The sequence below is a fragment of the Amycolatopsis sp. NPDC004368 genome, assembly GCF_053602515.1.
Genome location: NZ_JBSGDT010000004.1, coordinates 111,284 through 131,646 on the forward strand (window position 1 = coordinate 111,284; position 20,363 = coordinate 131,646).

19 protein-coding genes are annotated in these 20,363 nt (G+C 70.0%); 14 read left to right on the forward strand and 5 right to left on the reverse strand.

The genetic code is table 11. The features are described from left to right. Positions 1-111 precede the first annotated feature (111 nt). The 6 genes from ACWEOE_RS08795 (at position 112) to ACWEOE_RS08820 (ending at position 5,906) form a co-directional block, all read left to right on the forward strand. Positions 112-1,347: a glycosyltransferase 87 family protein gene (locus ACWEOE_RS08795; RefSeq protein ID WP_452005979.1), complete on the forward strand. Its 1,236-nt coding sequence runs from the start codon at positions 112-114 to the stop codon at positions 1,345-1,347. A gap of 449 nt (positions 1,348-1,796) precedes the next feature. Beyond that, positions 1,797-3,239: a sensor histidine kinase gene (locus ACWEOE_RS08800; protein WP_452005981.1), complete on the forward strand. Its 1,443-nt coding sequence runs from the start codon at positions 1,797-1,799 to the stop codon at positions 3,237-3,239. Between the two features lie 67 nt (positions 3,240-3,306). Next, positions 3,307-3,720: a roadblock/LC7 domain-containing protein gene (locus tag ACWEOE_RS08805; protein WP_452005984.1), complete on the forward strand. Its 414-nt coding sequence runs from the start codon at positions 3,307-3,309 to the stop codon at positions 3,718-3,720. Further along, positions 3,717-4,076, forward strand: a complete 360-nt coding sequence (locus tag ACWEOE_RS08810) for a DUF742 domain-containing protein (protein ID WP_452005986.1) — start codon at positions 3,717-3,719, stop codon at positions 4,074-4,076. The genes ACWEOE_RS08805 and ACWEOE_RS08810 overlap by 4 nt, the downstream gene beginning before the upstream one ends. A 52-nt stretch (positions 4,077-4,128) precedes the next feature. After that, complete coding sequence (locus ACWEOE_RS08815; protein ID WP_452006478.1) at positions 4,129-4,659, forward strand: GTP-binding protein; 531 nt, start codon at positions 4,129-4,131, stop codon at positions 4,657-4,659. Further along, on the forward strand, positions 4,656-5,906 hold the full coding sequence (locus ACWEOE_RS08820; protein WP_452005989.1) for a cytochrome P450: 1,251 nt from the start codon (positions 4,656-4,658) through the stop codon (positions 5,904-5,906). The genes ACWEOE_RS08815 and ACWEOE_RS08820 overlap by 4 nt, the downstream gene beginning before the upstream one ends. A gap of 24 nt (positions 5,907-5,930) precedes the next feature. On the opposite strand, the gene ACWEOE_RS08825 is transcribed toward ACWEOE_RS08820, so the two are convergent. The 5 genes from ACWEOE_RS08825 to ACWEOE_RS08845 form a co-directional block, all read right to left on the reverse strand. Continuing rightward, positions 5,931-8,741: a BTAD domain-containing putative transcriptional regulator gene (locus ACWEOE_RS08825; protein ID WP_452005992.1), complete on the reverse strand. Its 2,811-nt coding sequence runs from the start codon at positions 8,739-8,741 to the stop codon at positions 5,931-5,933. Positions 8,742-8,835: 94 nt separating this feature from the next. After that, complete coding sequence (locus ACWEOE_RS08830) at positions 8,836-10,050, reverse strand: cytochrome P450 (protein WP_452005995.1); 1,215 nt, start codon at positions 10,048-10,050, stop codon at positions 8,836-8,838. 249 nt (positions 10,051-10,299) lie between these two features. After that, positions 10,300-10,926 carry a cysteine hydrolase family protein gene (locus tag ACWEOE_RS08835; RefSeq protein ID WP_452005998.1) on the reverse strand — a complete coding sequence of 209 codons (627 nt, stop codon included), beginning with the start codon at positions 10,924-10,926 and terminating at the stop codon, positions 10,300-10,302. Between the two features lie 78 nt (positions 10,927-11,004). After that, on the reverse strand, positions 11,005-11,412 hold the full coding sequence (locus ACWEOE_RS08840) for an acyl-CoA thioesterase (protein ID WP_452006001.1): 408 nt from the start codon (positions 11,410-11,412) through the stop codon (positions 11,005-11,007). After that, positions 11,406-12,686 carry a hydroxyacid-oxoacid transhydrogenase gene (locus ACWEOE_RS08845; RefSeq protein WP_452006481.1) on the reverse strand — a complete coding sequence of 427 codons (1,281 nt, stop codon included), beginning with the start codon at positions 12,684-12,686 and terminating at the stop codon, positions 11,406-11,408. The genes ACWEOE_RS08840 and ACWEOE_RS08845 overlap by 7 nt, the downstream gene beginning before the upstream one ends. 117 nt (positions 12,687-12,803) lie before the next feature. Here ACWEOE_RS08845 and ACWEOE_RS08850 point away from each other — a divergent pair, with 117 nt between their 5' ends. The 8 genes from ACWEOE_RS08850 to ACWEOE_RS08885 all read left to right on the forward strand — a co-directional run bounded on the left by ACWEOE_RS08850 (position 12,804) and on the right by ACWEOE_RS08885 (position 20,359). Further along, positions 12,804-14,465 (forward strand): thiamine pyrophosphate-binding protein, encoded by a 1,662-nt coding sequence (locus ACWEOE_RS08850; RefSeq protein WP_452006484.1) that lies wholly within the window; start codon positions 12,804-12,806, stop codon positions 14,463-14,465. A gap of 317 nt (positions 14,466-14,782) precedes the next feature. Continuing rightward, positions 14,783-15,028, forward strand: coding sequence for a hypothetical protein (locus ACWEOE_RS08855; RefSeq protein WP_452006004.1), 246 nt, complete (start codon positions 14,783-14,785; stop codon positions 15,026-15,028). A gap of 225 nt (positions 15,029-15,253) precedes the next feature. Next, a complete protein-coding gene (locus ACWEOE_RS08860; protein ID WP_086855961.1) occupies positions 15,254-15,457 on the forward strand; it encodes a cold-shock protein in 204 nt (67 codons plus the stop codon). A gap of 190 nt (positions 15,458-15,647) precedes the next feature. Further along, on the forward strand, positions 15,648-15,869 hold the full coding sequence (locus ACWEOE_RS08865; protein ID WP_452006007.1) for a heavy-metal-associated domain-containing protein: 222 nt from the start codon (positions 15,648-15,650) through the stop codon (positions 15,867-15,869). A gap of 221 nt (positions 15,870-16,090) precedes the next feature. Further along, the gene (locus tag ACWEOE_RS08870; RefSeq protein ID WP_452006010.1) at positions 16,091-17,194 is read left to right on the forward strand and encodes an ATP-NAD kinase family protein; all 1,104 of its coding nucleotides are present in this window, start codon (positions 16,091-16,093) and stop codon (positions 17,192-17,194) included. Beyond that, positions 17,191-18,147: a thiamine pyrophosphate-dependent dehydrogenase E1 component subunit alpha gene (locus ACWEOE_RS08875; RefSeq protein WP_452006012.1), complete on the forward strand. Its 957-nt coding sequence runs from the start codon at positions 17,191-17,193 to the stop codon at positions 18,145-18,147. The genes ACWEOE_RS08870 and ACWEOE_RS08875 overlap by 4 nt, the downstream gene beginning before the upstream one ends. A gap of 14 nt (positions 18,148-18,161) precedes the next feature. Next, positions 18,162-19,175, forward strand: coding sequence for an alpha-ketoacid dehydrogenase subunit beta (locus tag ACWEOE_RS08880; RefSeq protein WP_452006015.1), 1,014 nt, complete (start codon positions 18,162-18,164; stop codon positions 19,173-19,175). Further along, positions 19,175-20,359 carry an acetoin dehydrogenase dihydrolipoyllysine-residue acetyltransferase subunit gene (locus tag ACWEOE_RS08885; RefSeq protein ID WP_452006018.1) on the forward strand — a complete coding sequence of 395 codons (1,185 nt, stop codon included), beginning with the start codon at positions 19,175-19,177 and terminating at the stop codon, positions 20,357-20,359. The genes ACWEOE_RS08880 and ACWEOE_RS08885 overlap by 1 nt, the downstream gene beginning before the upstream one ends. Positions 20,360-20,363 lie beyond the last annotated feature (4 nt).

Here is a 20,363-nt window from a genome sequence, read left to right on the forward strand (position 1 = left end):
GCGGCCGGACGGCCATCGCGCCAGGCCGTTCAGGTGATCAACACGCAGCCCGTTCCCGCGAGGCTCGGATCCCGGATCGATCGGAACCGGGATCGCGAGGGGACAACGGACATGGACATCGGCACGTGGGGGCACGCGCAAGCGCAGCGGGTGCGCGCCACCGGGAAACGCACCCTCCTGTTCGCCACCGCGACAACGGTGATCGTTGCGGCCGTGCTCGCGGCCGTCGCCGGCTTCGGCCTGATCGACCTGCAGATCTACCGCTTCGGCGCCGACGCCGTCCTCCACGGCGACGACCTCTACGGCCCGCTTCCGCTGCCGACGTCGGGCACCCCGCTGCCGTTCATCTACCCGCCGTTCGCGGCCCTCCTCTTCACGGTCATGACGCTCCCGCCGCTGCCGGTGGCGGCCGTGCTCATGGACCTGATCTCGCTCGCCGCCCTGTGGCTCGCCCTGCACGCGGCGATCCGCCGGCTCTGGCGGCCCAGCCGCAGCACGGAGCTCATCGCCACGACCGCCCTCACGGTCGCCGCCCTCGCGCTCGAACCGGTGCGCGAGACCATCTCTTTCGGACAGATCAACCTCGTGCTCATGGCGCTGGTCGCCGTCGAGTGCCTCGACCCGAACCCGCGGTGGCCGCGCGGCATCGGCGTGGGCATCGCCGCCGCGATCAAGGTGACACCCGCCGGGTTCCTGCTGTTCTTCATGCTCACCAAGGATTTCCGCGCCGCCCGCAACGCAATGATCGCCGGCGCGGCGGCCACGGCCCTCGGTTTCCTCGTCGCCCCGGCGGATTCGGTGAAGTACTTCTTCGGCGGCGGCCTCACCGGCGCGGCGGGCCTCAGCGGCTCGCCGTACGCCACCAACCAGACGATCGAAGGCGCGCTGCACCGCCTCGACCTGCCGTCACTGCCCTACCACGTGCTGTGGCTGGGCCTGTCGGCCTTCGTCGTCTTCGCCGCCGTGGTCGTGATGCGCCGCGTCGACGCGCCGCTCGCCTTCGTGGTCAACGCGGCGGCCGTGCTCGTACTCTCGCCGATCTCGTGGTCGCACCACTGGGTCTGGATCGCCCCCGCGTTGCTCGTCCTCGCCACGCGCGCCCGCGCCACAGGCCAGGTCGCGGCGCTGGCCGGCGCCACGCTCGTGTTCGTCGTCGCGCCGCACTCGTTCGTGCCGTCCGGCGACTTCCGCGAGCTCGCGTGGGCACTCTGGCAGCACGTGCTCGGCGACTCCTACCTCCTGCTCGCCCTCGGCTTCCTCACCTCGCTCCTCGTCACGACACGCCCGGCTTCGGTCGTGCTCGAAGAATGGCAGCCGTTTTCCCCACTCAGCGAACAGCATTCATAATCGCGTTCGGTAAAACAGCGCAATTCCGTCCCCTCCGAGTGAGCACGGCGAACATTCGGTCACGCCGTCGCGCGCCCCGCAGGGCCGAGTTGGTGAACGCGCTGGTCTGTTCGGGCGAATTGACACCCGCGCCGCCCGGCCCGCCCGGGCCGCGCGAAAGGTCCCCTCACGCAGCTTGATCACACTCTGCGTCACATCGGGAAATGCGCAGAGTGGCGACGCGCGGGAAAACCCTCGTCAACCGACTGCCGCGAAGGCCTATTAGCACGCCGCCAGGGCACTGGTGCTCGCCGCCGCGATGTGATGGCGCTAATATCCGGGTCCCGTCATCCAGGCATGGGGGAGCGGCGCCATCGGTGAGAAGCGTTTTCCGTCGAAAGCCGCGTGCAGCATCAGAACACCAACCCGGCGCACGGCCTGCCACCAACCGGACGCGAGGACTTGAAGCCATGTCGGAACAACTGCCCCGCCACGCGCAGCAGCGCGGGCGCGCCGTCCCGGCCGCGGTCGCGGTCGCGGTCGGAGTGACCGCGGTCGTCGCCGGTGCGCTGTGGGCGTGGGTGACGTTGGAGGTGCCCGAGCAGAACCGGGTACTCGTCGCGGTCGTCGCGGCCGTCACCTGGGTCGCGCTCGTCGCCGCCGTCTACCTCGCCACGCGCGGGACCTCGGCGCTGGCCAAGGCCGAGGAACGCGCCCGCCGCGCCGACGAGCTGGTGCAGGCGGAGGACTACAACCACAAGGCGACCAAGGTCGAGCTCGCCCTCCTGGTCGACCAGGGCCTGCCCGAGGTGGTCAACCGGCTGCGCGACGGCACGAGCGCCGCCGACATCTACAACTCCACGCGGCTGCCGGAAGATCCTTTGCAGCAACGGATCATGCGGTTCGTGATCGACGAGGTCGCCTTCAGCGAGCGCCGCCGCGCCGCCGCCACCGCCGCGTGCGCCAACGCCGCCGGCCGCGTGCAGGCGCTGTCCACCAGCATCCTCGCCGACCTGCGCGAGATGGAGAACCACTGCCCCGAGGACATGCTCGGCGACGTCCTCAAGGTCGACCACAGCACCGCGCAGGCCGGCCGCCTCGCCGACTCGATCGCGGTGCTCACGGGCGCGCGCTCGGGCCGCCGCTGGGCCAAGCCGATCCGCATGGAGAGCATCCTGCGCGGCGCCATGGGCCGCATCGGCGCGTACACCCGCGTGCGCATCCACTCCACCAGCGGCAGTGCCATCGCCGGCTACGCGGCCGAGGACGTGATGCACGCGCTGGCCGAGCTGATGGACAACGCCACCAAGTTCTCCGCGCCCTCCGAAGAGGTCCACGTCTACGTGGAGGACCTCCACAACGGCGCCGTGATCACCATCGAGGACGGCGGCCTCGGCATGAAGCGCCAGGCGCTCCAGCGCGCCGAGATCGCCGTGGCGCAGAACGAAAAGCTCGACCTCACCGCGATCTCCGGCACCCGCCTCGGCCTCGCCGTCGTGGGCCAGCTCGCCCGCAAGCACCAGCTGCACGTGTTCTTCCGCCCGTCCTCGCGCGGCGGCACGGGTGTGGTCCTGCGCATCCCCAACCACCTGATCACGCAGCCGCGCACGGACCCGTTCTCCGATCCCGCACCGCGCAAGGAAGCGCTGGTCAGCGCCGTGCGCGCCGAGGAGCGCGAGTCCACCCGCGGCACGCTGGAGACCGTGCCGGCGGAGACGGGCGGCCTGCCTAAGCGCCCGCGCGGCCAGACGCTTGCCGCGTCCCGTCAGCTGGCCCCGAGCCCCGGCCCGCGGCCCACCAGCCGCGGTCACGGTGACAGCGGCGCCCGGTTCGGTGCGTTCCAGCAGAGCCGCACCCGCAGGGTCGCCAACAGCCCGGTCGAGTCCCAGGTGGACGCCGATGACAACGACTGAGCCCCTGCCGCACCGCAACCCCGAGATTGGAGCGAGGGGGCGCGCGTTTTCCGCCCCCGGATCCTCGATGACCCAGAACACGAACCTCGAATGGCTCCTGGAGAACCTCGTCAGCAACACGCCGGGAGCGCTCCACGCGCTGGTGCTGTCCAAAGACGGCCTCAAGCTCTGCCACACCGCCGGCCTGTCGGTGGACAAAGCCGACCAGCTGGCCGCGATCGCCGCCGGCGTGCAGGCGCTGTCCCACGGCGCGTCGGCCGAGTTCGGTGACGGCAGCGGCGGCGTGCGCAACTCGATGACCGAGTTCCACGGCGGCATCCTGTTCATCGTCGAGGCCGGCATCGGCGCGCACCTCGCGGTGATCGCCGCCGAAGACGCCGACGTCGGCCTCATCGGCCACAACATGGACGAGCTGGTCGAGCAGATCGGCTCGTTCCTCACCGCGGCACCGCGCTACGCGCCGGCCGGTCCGACGCCGTGATCCGCCGCGCCGTCGAGGAAGAGGACCCCGACCGCCTCTACACGCTCACCGGTGGCCGCAGCCGCACCGACGACCTCGAGCTCGACCTCGTCACGATCATCGTCGCCGAGTCGGCCCCGACGGCGGGGATGCAGTCCGAGCACGTGCGGATCCTGCGGATCACCGTGGCCCCCACGTCGGTCGTCGAGCTGTCCTCCGAGCTCTCGCTGCCGGTGAGCGTGGTGAAGATCCTGGTCACGGATCTGCTCGACAGCGGCAAGGTCTCGGCCCGTCACCCCTCTTCGGCGCTGCAGCGCGCGTCCATCCCCGACTCCGAATTCCTCAAGAAGGTGCTCGTTGGACTCCGCAATCTCTGAACGCACTCCTCGCGCCCCGCTGGCCGCCACGGCCGCCGACGGGCTGAAGATCGTGATCGTCGGGGGCTTCGGCGTCGGCAAGACCACGATGGTCCGGTCGGTCAGCGAGATCCGGCCGCTGAGCACCGAGGAGACGATGACGCAGGCCGGCGTCGGCATCGACCAAGGCCTGCAGGGGAAAACCACGACCACGGTCGCGTTCGACTTCGGCCGCATCAGCCTCGACGAGCGCATGGTGCTGTACTTGTTCGGCGCGCCCGGGCAGGAGCGGTTCTGGTTCCTGTGGGACCGGCTGTTCTCCGGCACGCTCGGCGCGGTGGTTCTCGTGGACACCCGCCGCCTGTCCGACTCGTGGTACGCCATCGACCGCCTCGAGCACCACGGCACGCCGTTCATCGTGGCGCGCAACAACTTCGAGCCGCCCGCGCACGATCTCGACCAGGTCCGCGACGCGCTCGACCTCTCACCCGAAGTGCCCTTGATCGACTGCGACGCCCGCCGCCGCGACTCGTCCAAGCAGGTGCTGATCTCACTCGTCGACCACCTCTACTCGTTGTCCACCGCCCGGGAGAACCAGCCGTGACCGACCACCGGCCTGAAACGTCCAAAGAGGACTTCGTCAAGCTCTACGGCGTTCAGTTCCAGGAAGATCCGGCCACCCTCTACGGCCGCATCCGCCTGGAGTACGGCGGCGTCGCCCCGGTGCTGCTCGACGGCGACGTGCCCGCGTGGCTGGTCTGCGGGTACCGCGAGCTGCACCAGGTCACGAGCGACTCCCAGCTGTTCGCTCGCGACACGCGGCGCTGGAACCAGTGGGAGAACGTGCCGGCCGACTGGCCGCTGCTGCCCTACGTGGCGCACAACCCGTCGGTGATGTTCACCGAGGCGATGGAACACCGGCGCCGTGCGGGCGCGATCGGCGACGCACTGTCCGCTGTGGACCAGTTCGACCTGCACGTCCACTGCGAGCAGATCGCCGACCGGCTCATCGACACGTTCGCTGGCACCGGCGAGGCCGACCTCATCACGCAGTTCGCGATGCAAATCCCCTTGCTGGCCATCGCGAAGATGTACGGCATGCCCGAGGCCGAGACCCCGGCCCTGGTCCGCGACGTCGCCATCTCCCTCGACGTCGGCCCCGACGCGATCCCGGCGTACGGCCGCGTGCAGGAGGCCATGGGCCGCCTGCTGGCGCTCAAGCACCGCCAGCCCGGCTTCGACATCCCCTCGCACATGGCGCAGAACCCCGCGGGCCTCACCGACGCCGAGATCGTGCAGGACCTCCTGGTGGTCACGGCCGCGGCCCAGCAGCCCACGGCCAACTGGATCGGCAACACCATCCGGCTGATGCTCACCGACGACCGCTTCGCGATGACGCTCTCGGGCGGCCGCGGCTCCGTCGGCGAGGCCCTCAACGAAGTCCTCTGGCACGACACGCCCACCCAGAACTTCATCGGCCGCTTCGCCACCCGCGACACCCAGCTCGGCGGCCGCCGCATCCGCACCGGTGACCTGCTGGTCCTCGGCCTCGCCGCCGCCAACGCCGACCCCCACGTGCGCCCCGATCTCGCCGGCGGCGCCGCCGGCAACCACGCGCACATGTCCTTCGGCCACGGCGAGCACGGCTGCCCGCATCCCGCGCCGGAGGTCGCGGAAGTCATCGCCCGCACCACCGTCGAGGTCCTGCTCGACCGCCTGCCCGACCTCACGCTGTCGGTGCCGGACGAGTCCCTGAGGTGGCAGCGGTCGATGTGGATGCGCGGCCTGGAGTCCCTGCCGGTCACGTTCACCCCGACGTACGTGGCCGGCCACGCGGCGACCTGGGGCTGACTTTCCTTACGGCACAAGCTTTTTTCACTCGTCGGGCGCGACGGTGGTGCCACGCAGGCGGGCCCGGATCCCGAAGGCGTCCGGAATGCCGTGCTCCTCGGCGAGGTCGAGCGCCTCGCGCCAGTACCGGGTCGCGCGCTCGTGGTCCCCGTGGTCGTCGTGGGTCCTGGCGAGCGAGGTGAGCGCCTCGACGGCCCAGCCCCAGTTGCGGGAAGCGCGGTGCCGGGCGATGTTGCCGAGCCGCGCCTCCGTCGCGGCCTCGAGGTCGCCCGCCTTCTCGTGGGCCAGCGCGATCGTCATCACGCACATGGCCAGCCCGTCGGGGTCTTGCTGCGCCTCGTAGTAGTCGTTCGCGCGCTGCGCGAGGGCCAGCGCCTCCTCGCGCTCTCCGAGCCCGGCGAGGCAGTACGCGAGCCCGGCCGTCGCGGACGCCTCTCCCTCGGGGTTGCCGACGGCGCGGTGCAGGTCCGCCGATTTCCGGAGGTGCTCGGTGGCGTCGTCGTACTTTTCCATCTCAGCCAGCGCGATGCCGTAGTTGTTGTGCACGTGGGCGCGGTCCACGTCGTCGGTGAGCAGCTCCATCGCGCGGTCGAGCTCACGGAGGCAGTCGTCCCACCGGGTGAGGGTGACGTACGCGCCGGCGAGGCTGCGGTGCAGCAGAGCGGCCAGGTCGTCGTTGCCCTCCGGGAGCACTTGCAGCGCCAGCCCGACGACGTCCAGCCAGTCGGCGACGCGCCCGGCGCGGTTGTAGGTCGTGGTCAACGACAGGACGAACGGCGCGATTTCGCTGTGGTACTCGGGCATCGCGGCGAGCCGGCGGGCGAGCGGGGTCAGGGTGGGCAGCTCCGTCTCGAGCCACAGCACCCCTTCGTCGTAGCCGCCGAGCTCGGGCACGGTCACGCCCGGTTCGGCCACGGGGACGTGGTCGGTCTCCGGCCGCAGCGGTTTGATCAGCAGGTTGGCTTCGTGGGCGGTGCACCGGTAGTGGCTGATCAGCCGCCGCAGTGCGGCCTCCCGCTCGGCCGGTGGGTCCGTGGCTTCGAGGAGATCCAGCGAGTACGAGCGGATCAGGTCGTGGGCGGAGTATCGGTCGAGCCGGTCCTCGGTGAGGTAGCGGATGCTCGCGAGCTCCTCCAGCAGGGCCCGGACTTCGGGGACCGGGACCCCGGCGAGACTGGCCGCGGCTTCCACGGCGATGTCGGTGCCTCGGTGCAGGGCCAGCAGCCGGAACAGCCGGGCCGCCGCGTCGCTGAGGTTGCGGTACGACCAGGAGAACACCGTGCGCACGTCGCCGACATCGTCGGCGACGAAGCCCGCCAGCGTGCCACGCGTCTCGCGCAGCGTTGCGGCGACGGCGGCCAGCGTGAGCTGCGGACGCGTGAGCACGCGGGCCGCCACGATCGCCAGCGCGAGCGGCAGGCGCCCGCACAGCTCCGCGATCTCGGCGCACGCCTCGGGCTCGGCGGCCGCCCGGTCCTCGCCGAGGCGCCAGGCGAGTGCGTCCCGGGCTTCTGCCGCAGACAGCGTGTCGAGCGTGAGCAGCTCCGCGTCGTCGGCGACCACCAGCGAGCCGAGGCGGTTGCGGCTGGTCACGACCACCGCGCACCCGGGCGTGCCGGGCAGCAGTGGGCGCACCTGCTCGGCGTCGCGCACGTTGTCCACCACCACGAGTACCCGGCGCCCCACCAGCAGGCTGCGGTAGAGCCCGGCGCGCGCGTCGAGCCCGGTGGGCATCGGCATCGAGCCCGGGCCGAGTGCCTCGATGAAATCGCGCAACGCCTCGGCCGGGTCCACGGCCACCCCGGCCGGCGAGAACCCCTGCATGTTCACGTACAGCTGACCGTCCGGGAACCGCGTGGCGACGAGGTGTCCCACGTGCACGGCCAGCGAGGTCTTGCCCACCCCGCCGAGCCCGTCGAGCACCACCAGCGGAGCCGTCTCCAGCAGTGTCGACAGCCTGGCCACCTCGGCTTCGCGCCCGGTGAACGCCGCCAGATCCGCGGGCAGCTGAGACGGCCGCACCGCTTGACCGGCCGGCACTGCTTGACCGGCCGGCACTGCGACGGGTACCGGCTCCGGCTCGGCGAGCAGCGCTTGGTGCGCCCTCGCCAATTCCGGGCCCGGCTCCACACCCAGTTCATCCACGAGCCGTGAGTGGATCTCGCGGTAGCGGTCGAGCGCGGTGGCTCGTCGCCCATCCGCCGCCAGCGCCGGCAACAACCGCGCGTGCACACCTTCGTCGAACGGATCCTGAGCCGCGGCGCGCTCCAGGTGCGGGAGCAACGGCAGCAACGACCGTCCGGTCGCCATCGCGAGATCGGCGGCCCGCAGCACCACCGTCGCCACTTCCCGGTCGATCCGCGTGAGCAGCGCCGCGACACCCTGGGCCGCTCCGCTCATCCCGGCTCCGGCGACGCCGTGCCACGGCCCCAGCGCCTCGACGTACCGGGTGAGCTCCTCACCCGGCTCGGCGGCGAGGCGCGCCTGCGCGACGCGGCACCGGAACTGGGTGAGGTCCGAAGAGGCCGGGTCGACCTGCAACGCGTACCCGCCCGGCCGGCGCACCAGCCACCGGCCTTGGCTTCGCGCAGGCAGATCGGGCTCCAGGAGCCTCCGCAACGCGCTCACGTAGCGCTGGATCACGTTGGCCGCACTGGCCGGTGGCTCGCCGTCCCACATGAGGTCGACCAGCTCGTCGAGCCCGGCGGGGTTGCCGTCGCGAGCCAGCAGAACCGTCAGCAACAGGCGCTGCGCCGGCGGGCCAACGGCGAGCTCCTGGCCTTCGCGCCAGACCCGAATCCCGCCGGACAGCTGAAACCGCACGGAACCGGGCACGCCCAACCGCCCCTTCGAACCTCAGGTCACGACGAACGCGAGCGTACCTGCGTTCGTTGCGGCTGAAAGGCGATCCTGACAACCCTCACACAAGTCAGTTGGCGGTGAACCGCACCGGCAACGCCGCCGGGCCGCGCGTGAACACCCCCGCTTCGTGGGTGTCGGCGCCGTCCGCGAGCCGCACGTCCGGCATCGCGTCGAGCAGCTGCGCCACGCCGACCTCGATCTCCGTCTTCGCCAGCAGCGCACCGACGCAGAAGTGCCGGCCCAGCGCGAACGACAGGTGGTTCGCTGCTGCGGAGAACGCCGTTTCCGTCGGCAGGTCGGTGCGGAAGATGTCGAACTCGTTGGGGTTCGCGAACCGTCGCGGGTCTCGGTTGGCCGCGCCGATCAGGCAGGTCACGGTGCTGCCCGCCGCCACGGTCTCGCCCGAGATCTCGATGTCCTCGGCGGGCTGGCGCATGATCATGTGCACCGGCGGCGTGTAGCGCAGCGTCTCCGCGAACGCCTTGGGGATCAGCCCGTGGTCGGCTTGCACGGCCGCCAGTTGCTCGGGGTGTTCGAGCAGGTTCTTGAACACGCTCGCGATCGCTTTGTCGGTGGTCTCCCCGCCGGCGGCGAGCAGCAGGCTGCAGAACGCTTTGATGTCCTCGTCGCTCATCCGCGTGCCGTCGACCTCGGCCGAGCAGAGCGTGGAAAGCAGGTCGTCACCGAGGTTTTCGCGCCGGGCGCGGATGATCGGGATCAGGTACTCGGCCAGCTCCTCGCGCGTGCGCACCCCGGCCGCGGCCACGTCCGCGTCCTGGCTGAGGTTGCCGAGGAAGGCGATGATCGCGGTGTACCAGCGCTGGAAGCGCTCGTGGTCGCTCTGGTCCAGACCAAGCATGTCCACGATCACGTTGATGGGGAAGTGGCGCGCGTAGTCCCGCACCAGATCGGCTTCGCCGCGCCCGCGGAAGGTGTCGATGAGCTGCTGGGAGTTGCGCTCGATCACCGGCCGGAACTTCTGCTCCAGCTCGTTGCCGCGGAACGCCGGCACCACCAGCGCCCGGCGGATGGAGTGCTCGCGGCCGCTCATCTGCAGGATCGTGCGACCGTGGGCGGGTTCCAGCTGCCAGCTGTAGTTGTCGGTGGTGAACACCGGTTCCCGGAACGCCCTGGCGACGTCGTCGTAGCGGGAGACGATGTAGCTGTTCATGCCTTCGTGCCAGACGATCGGCTCGTCCTCGAGCATGATGTCGTACGCGGAATACGGGTCGGCGGCGAATTCGGCGGAAAGGATGTCCGGCGCGTGTCGTGCCGTGGTCATGCTGCTCCCTCGCTTGGGCGGCGGAGCAGCCAGGTTATCGACGCAGGTTGCGTGTGCGCCGAAAGTTCAGACCTTCGGAGCAGCTCGATCCTCCAGGTGGATTACGCACCGAACGTCGTTCGGTATCGGGGAGTGAGCCTCGACCCCGTTCCGTCACTCTCGCGAGTTTTTCCGGTCAGTGAGATTACCGCACGGTGGAATTGTCGAAACGGCATTCCCGCCACCCGGCAACACCGGTCGAGACCACCGTCAGGAAGCTGCTCGCCTGACCGACTCCCATGCACCCAGCAGTTCGTCGACCCCCAGCACCGCGCCGAAGTACTTGTCGATGTTCATTAGCGCCGCGTCGTGCTCGGCCTGGGTGAATGCCGCGCAGCAGTCGCCGATGAAGGCGATGTGGTAGTCGAGCATGTAGCCGTGGCGTGCGGTCGATTCGACGCAGACGTTGGTGCTCACGCCGGCCATCACCAGCGTCTCCACGCGCAACGTGCGCAGCACCGAGTCCAGCCGCGTGTTCACGAAGCCGCTGTACCGGTGCTTCGCGACCACCGGCTCGCCCGGCAACGGCGTCACCTCGAAGAACTCCGCGCCCCACGTCCCAGCGCGGCAAACGACGCCCGACCGGCCGCCGGACCGTGCGGTCAGCGCCGCCGAGTCGGTGGCCTTCTCGTGCGCGGTCCGCACGAACACCACCGGCACGCCGTGCGCCCGCGCGCCGGTGAGCAACGTCTGCAGGCGGGGGATCATCGCCCCGGCCGCGCTGACGTCCTCACCGCGGTTCGCGCACGCGCCGTCCGGGTGGCAGTAGTCGTTCTGCACGTCCACCACCACGACAGCCGCCTTGGCGGGGTCCAGCTTGTCCACGTCGAACCGCACAGCGCACCTCCTCGAGGAGACGGCAACCTACCGCCTGAACCGAACCGCGACCAGGGGGCTTTCCACTGGCTGAAAGGCTCAGGCCAGCGCGGCCAACGCCTCCCGCAGCTTCCCCGTCACCTCGACGGGCCGCCGCGACCCGCGGTCCACGAACACGTGCGTGAACGTCCCCTCCGCCACGTGCACGTCCGACGAAACCGCGAACATCCCCACCTCGTACCGCACGCTGGAGCGCCCGAGGTGCGCCACCCGCAGCCCCGCCCGCAGCGAATCCGGGAACGACACCGAAGCGTGGTACTGGCAGCGCGACTCCACGCACAGCCCGATCACCGCGCCCGCTTCGATGTCCAGCCCGCCCGCGTCGATGAGGTAGGTGTTGATCACCGTGTCCATCACCGAGTAGTGCACCACGTTGTTCACGTGGCCGTAGACGTCGTTGTCCTTCCACCGCAAGGGAACTGTCTGCCAGAACGGGTAGCTCACCACAGCTGCACCGAAGACCGCAGGATCCCGGCAAGGTCCTCTGTGGACGAAGCACGCGGCGCCGTCGCCAGCAGTCGCTGCTGCTTCAGCGTGCCCTCGACCAGCGAGTCCACATCGGACTCGTCGTAGCCGACGGCGCCGATCCCCGCCGGAATCCCGATCTCCCGCATCAGGTTCACCAGCACCGCCGGCAGGTGATCCGCGAAGTCCCCCGCCCACTCGAAGTCCGGCGCCAGCAACCGCGCCACGCGCAGGTGCCGCTCCGGCGCCGCCGAGAAGGTGAAGCGGAACGCCTCCGGTGCCGTCAGCGAAACAGCCATCCCGTGCGGCACCATCGCCTCGTCGCCGGGGTAGCCGTCGGGGTGGAAGCCGCGCACCTGGCCCGCGATCGGATACGCGTTCGCGTGCGGGATGTGCACGCCGGCGTTGCCGAACCCGAGCCCCGCGAAAGTCGCCGCCAGGGCCATCGCCTCGCGCGCCGCCAGGTCCGAGCCGTCGCGCACGGCCGCCGGCAGCGCCCACGACAGCAGCGACAGCGATTTCTCCGCGAACATGTCCGCCAGCGGGTTCGCCCCGCAGTAGGGCACCCGTTGCTCGGGCTTCTTCCGGTCGAACTCCGTGTAGGGCTTCGCGGTGTAGCTCTCCGCCGCGTGGCACAGGATGTCCATCCCGCTCGCGGCCGTCACGCCCGCCGGCTGCGTCACCGTGAGCCGCGGGTCCACCACGGCGAGGGTGGGCCGCAGCCGCAGGTGGCTGATCCCGCTCTTCACCCGCAGTGACAGCACGTCGAGCACGCACACCGTGGTGCTCTCCGACCCGGTCCCGGTTGTCGTCGGCACGGCCACCAGCGGCTTGAGCGGGTTGGCCGGCGCGCGCCCGCCGCCCACCGGCGCGTTGACGTAGTCCATCAGCGACCCCTCGTTGGAGGTCAGCAGGTTCGCCGCCTTGGCCGTGTCGATGCTCGACCCGCCGCCCACGGCCACGAACGCGTCGTACGGACCCGAGCCGCGGGCGAAGTCCACCGCCTTCTGCAGGCTCACGTCCGTCGGCTCCACGTGCACGCCGTCGAACACCTCGGTCGCGATCCCGTAGGACTCGATCCCGGCAGCGATCCGCGCCGGCCAACCCGTCTCCGCAACGGTCGGGTCGGTGACCACGAGTACCCGGCGGGCGCCGTACTGCGTCAGGTCGTAACCGATCTCGTCACTGGCACCCGTGCCGTACTTCAAGGCGGGGGCGCCGTAGGTGAAAACGGTTTCATGCTCGGTGGACGTCAAGGCCGTGGTCCTCGCTTCCTGCCAGCGGGCGGACAAAGCGGACATTCGTTCCATTTTCGCAGTCATTCCCTGAAGATCACTTGACTGCGGTGAACCGTGCCGCCCTAAGCTCTCCTCATTAGATACCAAGTAGGAGCGACCGTCGCCCAGACGGCCGTGCGCATCCTGACCGAGGCCCAGGTCCGCCGGGTGTACGCGGTCGTCGGCGAAGCATTCCTCGAACTGCTCGACGCGTTGCAGCGCGAGCGCGAAGTGACACTCGTCTCCGCGCGCCACGATTCGGGCGCCGCGTTCATGGCCGAGGCCGAGGGCAAGCTCACCGAGCGTCCCGCCGTGCTGCTCGCGAGCCGCGGCCCGGGTGCGGCCAACCTGGCCATCGGCGTGCAGACGGCGTACCAGGACGAGACACCGATGGTCGTCCTGCTCGAGACACCGGCGCTCGACCGCACCATCACCGGTGAGCTGCCGACGTCGGACCTCACGGCGATGTTCGAGTCCATCGCGAAGTGGTGCGTCCGCGCCGAGGACCCCGACGCCGTGCCGGGCCTGCTCGCCGAAGCGCTCACACGCTGTCGCGAAGGACGCCCGGGACCGGTCGTGCTCGGCGTGCCCAGCGACGCGTGGGGAGTGCCCTACGACTCGGCCAAACCCGTGACCAAGGTGCGCCAGCCGATCATGGGCACGCTGGGCCGTTCGGCCGAGGCCGTCGCCGCGCTCGTCGACGAGGCTCGCTACCCGGTGGTCATCGTCGGCGGCCGGGCGCGGTCGGCGCGCGACGAGCTGATCGCCGTGGCCGACGAGCTCGCCCTGCCCGTCTACAACGCCTTCCGCCGCCAGGACGCCTTCCCCGAGACGCACGCGCGCTACGCCGGCCACCTCGGCCTCGGCATCCCCGCGCGCCAGCTCGACGCCCTCGAACGCGCCGACCTCGTGCTCGCCCTCGGCACCCAGCTCGACGAGGTGACCACCCAGGGCGGCCGCTACCCGACGGCGCAGCAGACGCTCGTGCTCGTCGGCACCGGCATCGACGAGCAGCGCCGCCGCGGCCTCACCTTCCGCGTCGACTCCGAGGTCGAGCCGTTCCTGGTGGAGCTGCGCTCGATCGCCAACCCGCGCACGCGCCGCGCTTCAGCCGCCAACGCCGCCGTGCACACCTTCATGACCCCGCCCGATACGAGCGGCAACACGCGGGTGCACCCCGTCGACGTGATCCGCGCCCTGCGCAAGCTCGCGCCCGAGGACACGATCGTGACCAGTGACGCGGGTAATTTTGCGCAGTTCATGCACCGGTACTGGTGCTTCACCGCGCCGCGCAGCCAGCTCGGCCCGAGCAACGCGGCGATGGGTTACGCCGTGCCCGCCGCCATCGCGGCCAAGCTCGCCGAACCGCGCCGCGCCGTCGTCGCGATGGTCGGCGACGCCGGCACCCTCATGACGGGCCAGGAGATCGAGACGGCGGTGCGGTACCGCGCGCCTGTGATGGTCGTCGTGTTTCAGAACGGCGTGCACGGGGCATTGGCGATGCACCAGGCCCGTACCCACGGGCGCCTTTCCGGTGTCACGATCCCGCTCACGGACTTCGCTTCGTGGGCGCGGGGGCTCGGCGCCGCGGGGTACACGGTGGACGATCGGGAGGAACTGGAGGCGATCGTCGCGAGTGCGCTGGTGCGCCAGCGTCCATGTGTGATCGATGTGAGGACGGACCCGGATGTCGTAACGCCGGACGTCCGCCTGAGCACCTTGCTGAGTGCCGTGCGCCCGCAATCGCCCGGGCAGTGACTTTCTCAGGGAGATAACAGGAAACGCCGGGAAAGTTCAGTGGCCGCACGGGGGTGGCTCCGGTAGCCTGGCGTTGTTCCCGGGGGTTCGCGGGAGAACCGGGATCCGGCAGTCACGGAAGTTGCCTCGAACACAGGGTTGCGTCGAACACGGGGGATCCGTCGGGGGTCCTGACCGGCTCGGTGAACCGACACGGTCCTGGCGACGTTTACGAATCTGGTCTGGTCCGGACGGGAACGGCCGTTTTCTGTCGGTGCCGGATGACATCATCACGGCATCGCCCGCCCGAGGCGGGTGGGAACGAGGGGAGTTTCGACATGGCCGACGAAAAGAACACGGTTTCGCGTGGTTCGGCCCGTGCTGCTTCTGCGCGCACCGCTGCGGCGCGTGCCGCCGGCGCGCGCACGGCCACGGAGCAGGTCCGCGAGACCTCGGGCGTCGTGCCGGTGCTGTTCAGCGCCGGCGCGGAGGCCCACGACGTGGCCGTTGTGGTCGGCGACCAGGACGCGGCCGGCTGGCGCTCGCCGTTCGGGGGCGGCCTGCGCGCGGCGAGTGGCGAATAGCTCACTCCGGTCCGGATCACACCGCCGGTCCGGGTGACGCCGGGTGAGTCGGGTTGTCCGCTCGCCACTGCCTGTGCTTTACTTTCGCTGGTCTCGATTTTTGTGAGTCACGCTCGCAGATATCAGCGGGCGTAGTGTCTCCTCGCCGAGGAAGCAAACCGCCCGGTTTTCGACCCGGGATGCTGATGTGGCTTCCTGTTTTGGTGTTATGTATGGAGATTTTTAATGACTCAGGGCACTGTGAAGTGGTTCAACTCCGAGAAGGGGTTCGGCTTCATCACCCCCGACAACGGCGGCGGCGACGTCTTCGTTCACTACAGCGAGATCCAGGGTAGCGGCTTCAAGAGCCTCGAAGAGAACGCTCGCGTGGAGTTCGAGATCGGCCAGGGCCAGAAGGGCCCGCAGGCCACGTCGGTCACCGTGATCTGACCTAGAACTTCGAGAAGGGGCCGCCACCCGCGCTACGGGTGGCGGCTCTTTTCGTGTGGGCGCTGTCGTGGGTGCGGGTGGACTGCCGTCCCACCACCTGGTTTCCCTTGCCGGACAACAGCTTCCGTGCCGCGTCATCACTCGGCTATCACCCGATCGTGTCCACCTCGGACCTCGTAGGCTCCCGGCCATGATCGAAAACGCCTACACCGTCACCGGAATGTCCTGCGGCCACTGTGCCCAATCGGTCACCGAGGAGCTCACCGAACTGCCCGGCGTCACCGGCGTCGAGGTCGACGTCGAAACCGGCCGCGTTGTCGTGCGCAGTGAGCAGGAGCTCGCGGAGGACGCCGTCCGCGCCGCCGTCGAAGAGGCGGGCTACACCTACGAAAGCACCGCTGCCCTCGTCTGACGGATCACCTCCGCGAGCCGCTCGAAGTAATCGCGGGTCGACTGTGGGTAACCACTGCGGTGACACCCTGGCCTGACGTGGTGGCACCCGGCAAACTTCGCCCTTCTAAGCATTGCGCCGTCCGGGTGAGCAATCGATCTGCAACCCTCCGCAACTCTTCCCCTCTTCGCCCTTACACGATCTGCTGAACCGGCACAAAGCAGGACAAGGGGAGAACTGTGGTGGGCCCAGGTGTGGCGGGCATCGTCGCCAACCCGGCGTCGGGTCGGGACATCCGGCGGCTGGTGGCGCAGGCGTCCGTGTTCCCGACGGCCGAGAAGGCCAACATGGTCCAGCGGGTGCTGGCCGCGTTCGCTGCCACGGGCGTCGAGAGAACGCTCGTTTCCACCGATCTCGGTGGCATCTCCGCGGCCGTGCACCGTCAGCTCGGGCGGGATCCGCTGCCGGGCGTCGAGTTCTGCGACAAGGACCCGCTCACAGGCACCGCGCAGGACACCGTGAACGCCGTGCGCCGCATGGTCGACGCCGGCGCCGGCGTGATCGTCTGCCTCGGCGGCGACGGCACGGCCCGGGTCGCCGCGACGGCGTGCGGCGAGGTGCCGGTGCTCGCGCTGTCCACCGGCACCAATAACGCCTTCCCGCAGATGCGCGAAGCCACCGTCGCGGGTCTCGCCGCGGGCCTCGTCGCGAGCGGGCAGGTCGACGCCGACCTGGTCACGCATCGCGTGAGCAAGCTCGAAGTCGTCACCAAGGCGCGGCGCGAGATCGCCCTGGTGGACGTCGCCGTGACGCTGAGCAAGCACGTCGGCGCGAAGGCATTGTGGGATCCTGCGGCGCTGACCGAGCTGTACTGCACCTTCGCCGAGCCCGACGGCATCGGCCTCTCCAGCATCGCGGGCCAGGTCTGCCCGAGCCCGCGCTCCAGCGCCGACGGCGTCGCCCTCAAGCTCGGGCCCGTCGGCGCGACCGCGCACGTGGTCCACGCGCCGATCGCCCCCGGCCTGGTCAAGGCCGTCGGCGTGCGCGGCTGGGGCGTGCTGCAGCAGGGCATGCGCGTGGACCTCGCCGCGGGTGGGGGCGTGATCGCCGTCGACGGTGAACGCGAGCTGGAACTGAAGCAGGGGGAGAGCGCGTATGTCGAGCTCCGGTCCGACGGGCCGTGGTGCATCGACGTCCGCGCGGTGATGGCCGAAGCGGCCAGGCGGGGGTTGCTGCGCAGCAGCAATAACAGCGCCGGGAGGAACAGCACCGCGAAAAACAGCGGCGGCAAGAACAGTGCCGGCAAGAAGAATGCGCCCACCAAGGGAGAGGAGCGTCGACGATGACGGAAACCCTGCTGGAGGCCTATCGCACCATGCGCACGATCCGCGCGTTCGAAGAGCGCGTGCACGAGGAGTTCGCCACCGGCGACATCCCCGGCTTCGTCCACCTCTACGCCGGTGAGGAGGCCTCGGCCACCGGCGTCTGCCGCCACCTCGACAACCGTGACACCATCGCCAGCACCCACCGCGGCCACGGTCACTGCATCGCCAAAGGCGTCGACGTCAAGGCGATGATGGCCGAGATCTACGGCCGCACCACGGGTTCGTGCCACGGCAAGGGCGGCTCGATGCACATCGCCGACCTGTCGAAGGGCATGCTCGGCGCCAACGGCATCGTCGGCGGCGGGCCACCCCTGATCTGCGGCACCGCGTTGGCCGCGAAGCAGCAGGGCACCGGCGGAGTCGGCGTCGCGTTCTTCGGCGACGGCGCCAGCAACCAGGGCACCACGCTCGAAGCCCTCAACCTCGCCTCGGTGTGGAACCTGCCCGCGCTGTTCGTTGCCGAGAACAACGGGTACGCCGAAGCCACCTCCAGCACCTGGTCCGTGGCCTCGGACAACATCGCCGACCGCGCCGCCGGGTTCGGCATGCCGGGCGTGATCGTCGACGGCTACGACTTCTTCGCCGTGACCGAAGCCGCCGGCGAGGCCATCGAACGCGCCCGCGCCGGTGGCGGCCCCACCCTCCTGGAAGTGAAGTTCACGCGCTACTTCGGCCACTTCGAAGGCGACCAGCAGAGCTACCGCGCCGACGAGGTCGCCCACGCCCGCGAAAACCTCGACTGCCTCAAGCGCTTCCGCACGCGTGTGGTCGAAAGCGGTGAGCTGACACCGGAAAGCCTCGACCGGATCGACGCCGAAGTCGCGAAACTCGTCGACGAAGCCGTCACCGAAGCGCAGGCCGCACCCAAACCCGCCCGAGCCGACTTGGAGACCGACGTCTACGTCTCGTACTGAAGGGAGCGCGAGTCATGGCACGCACGATCAGCTACCGCGAAGCGATCAACGAGGCCCTCGCGCAAGAGATGCAGCGCGACGAGTCCGTGATCGTGATGGGCGAGGACAACGCCGGCGGCGCGGGCAGCCCCGGCGAGGACGACGCATGGGGCGGCGTTCTCGGTGTCACCAAAGGCCTTTACGGCCGTTTCCCCGGCCGGGTCCTCGACACGCCGATCTCGGAGTCGGCTTTCATCGGGGCCGCCATCGGTGCCGCGACGGCGGGACAGCGGCCCGTGGCCGAGCTGATGTTCATCGACTTCATGGGCGTCTGCTTCGACCAGATCTTCAACCAGGCAGCCAAGTTCAGGTACATGTTCGGCGGCAACGCCCGCACGCCCGTGGTCATCCGCACGATGTACGGCGCCGGCCTGCGCGCCGCCGCCCAGCATTCCCAGTGCCTGTACCCGATTTTCACGCACATCCCGGGTTTGAAGGTCGTGGTGCCCGCCAGCCCGTACGAGGCCAAGGGCCTGCTCATCCAGTCCATTCGCGACGACGATCCCGTGATCTTCTGCGAGCACAAGGCTCTTTACGACATGTCCGGCGATGTCCCCGAAGACAGCTACACGATTCCCTTCGGTGAAGCCAATGTCGTACGCGATGGTGAAGACCTCACCATCGTCGCCTTCGGCCGCATGGTCGGCGTCGCCGAGGAAGCCGCGCGTGAGCTGGCCGCGAGCGGCATCGAGGCCGAGGTGCTCGACCCGCGCACGACCAGCCCGCTCGACACCGAGACGATCATCGAAAGCGTGGAGAACACCGGCCGGCTCGTGATCGTCGACGAGGCTTCCCCGCGCTGCAACCTCGCCACGGACGTCTCCGCGCTCGTGGCGAAAGAAGCGTTCGGTGCCCTGCGTGCGCCCATCGAGATGGTCACACCGCCGCACACCCCCGTGCCCTTCTCCGACGCCCTCGAAGACCTCTACATCCCGGGCCCCCAGCAGGTGGTCAACGCGGCGAAAGCCGTGGTCGGCTGGACGCGCTGATGACCGAGACGCACGCCGACATCCACCGGGTGACCATGCCCAAGTGGGGCTTGTCGATGAAGTCCGGCCGCATCACCGACTGGCTCGCAACCGAAGGCGACGAGGTCACAGCCGGCGACGACCTCGCCGACATCGACACCGACAAGATCACCGGCACGCTCGAGTCCCCGGGCTCGGGCGTGCTGCGCCGGGTGATCGCGGCGGAGGGGGAGGACGTGCCCGTCGGCGCCACGATCGCCCTGGTCGCGCCCGCCTCCGTGGGCGACGCCGACCTCGACGAGGCCGCCGAAACCGCCCGCCGCGAGCTGGCCGAGGGCATCGTCGCCGAGGTGGCGGGTCCGGTCACGGGCACCGCCGAGGTCGACGGCCGCACCCTCAGCTACGCCGGCCTCGGTGAGGGTCCCGAAGTCGTGGTCCTCGTCCACGGCTACGGCGGCGACAAGAACTCCTGGCTCTTCGTGCAGGAACCACTGGCCGACGGAAGGACCGTTTACGCCCTCGACCTGCCCGGTCACGGCGAGTCGACCAAGGACGTCGGCGACGGTTCCCTCACCACCCTCGCCAACGCCGTCCTCAGCTTCCTCGAAACACTCAACGTCACGAAGGCGCACCTCGTCGGCCACTCACTCGGCGGCGCGGTGGTCGTCGCGGCCGCCGCCGCGCAGCCCGCGAAGGTCGCGTCGCTCACGCTGGTGGCCCCGGCCGGCTTCGGCGACCGCATCAACGCCGCCTACCTGCAGGGCTTCGCGGCAGCCGGTTCACGAAGGGAGCTCAAACCCCACCTCGGTGCCCTCTTCGCCGACCCCGCGCTGGTCACCCGCCGATTCGCCGACGACCTCCTCAAGTACAAACGCCTCGACGGCGTCGACCGCGTGCTGGCCAAACTCCTCGGCACCCTCCTCGACGACAACGACCGCCCGGCCCTCGACGTCACCCCGCTCCTGGCCCAGTACCCCGGCCCGGTCGCCGTGGTCTGGGGCAGCGAGGACGCGGTGTTGCCGCCTGAAAACGCAGCTCAGCTGCCGGACACGCACTTCGTCGAGGGGGCCGGTCACCTCGTGCACCTGGAACGCCCGGCGGCGGTCGTCGAGGTCGTTACCGCGTTGATCGACTCTGTCGGCGAAGTCACCGACTCTTCCGATCACGGCCCGTCCACCGGCACACTGGCGCACGGCAGCCGGTGAGTGG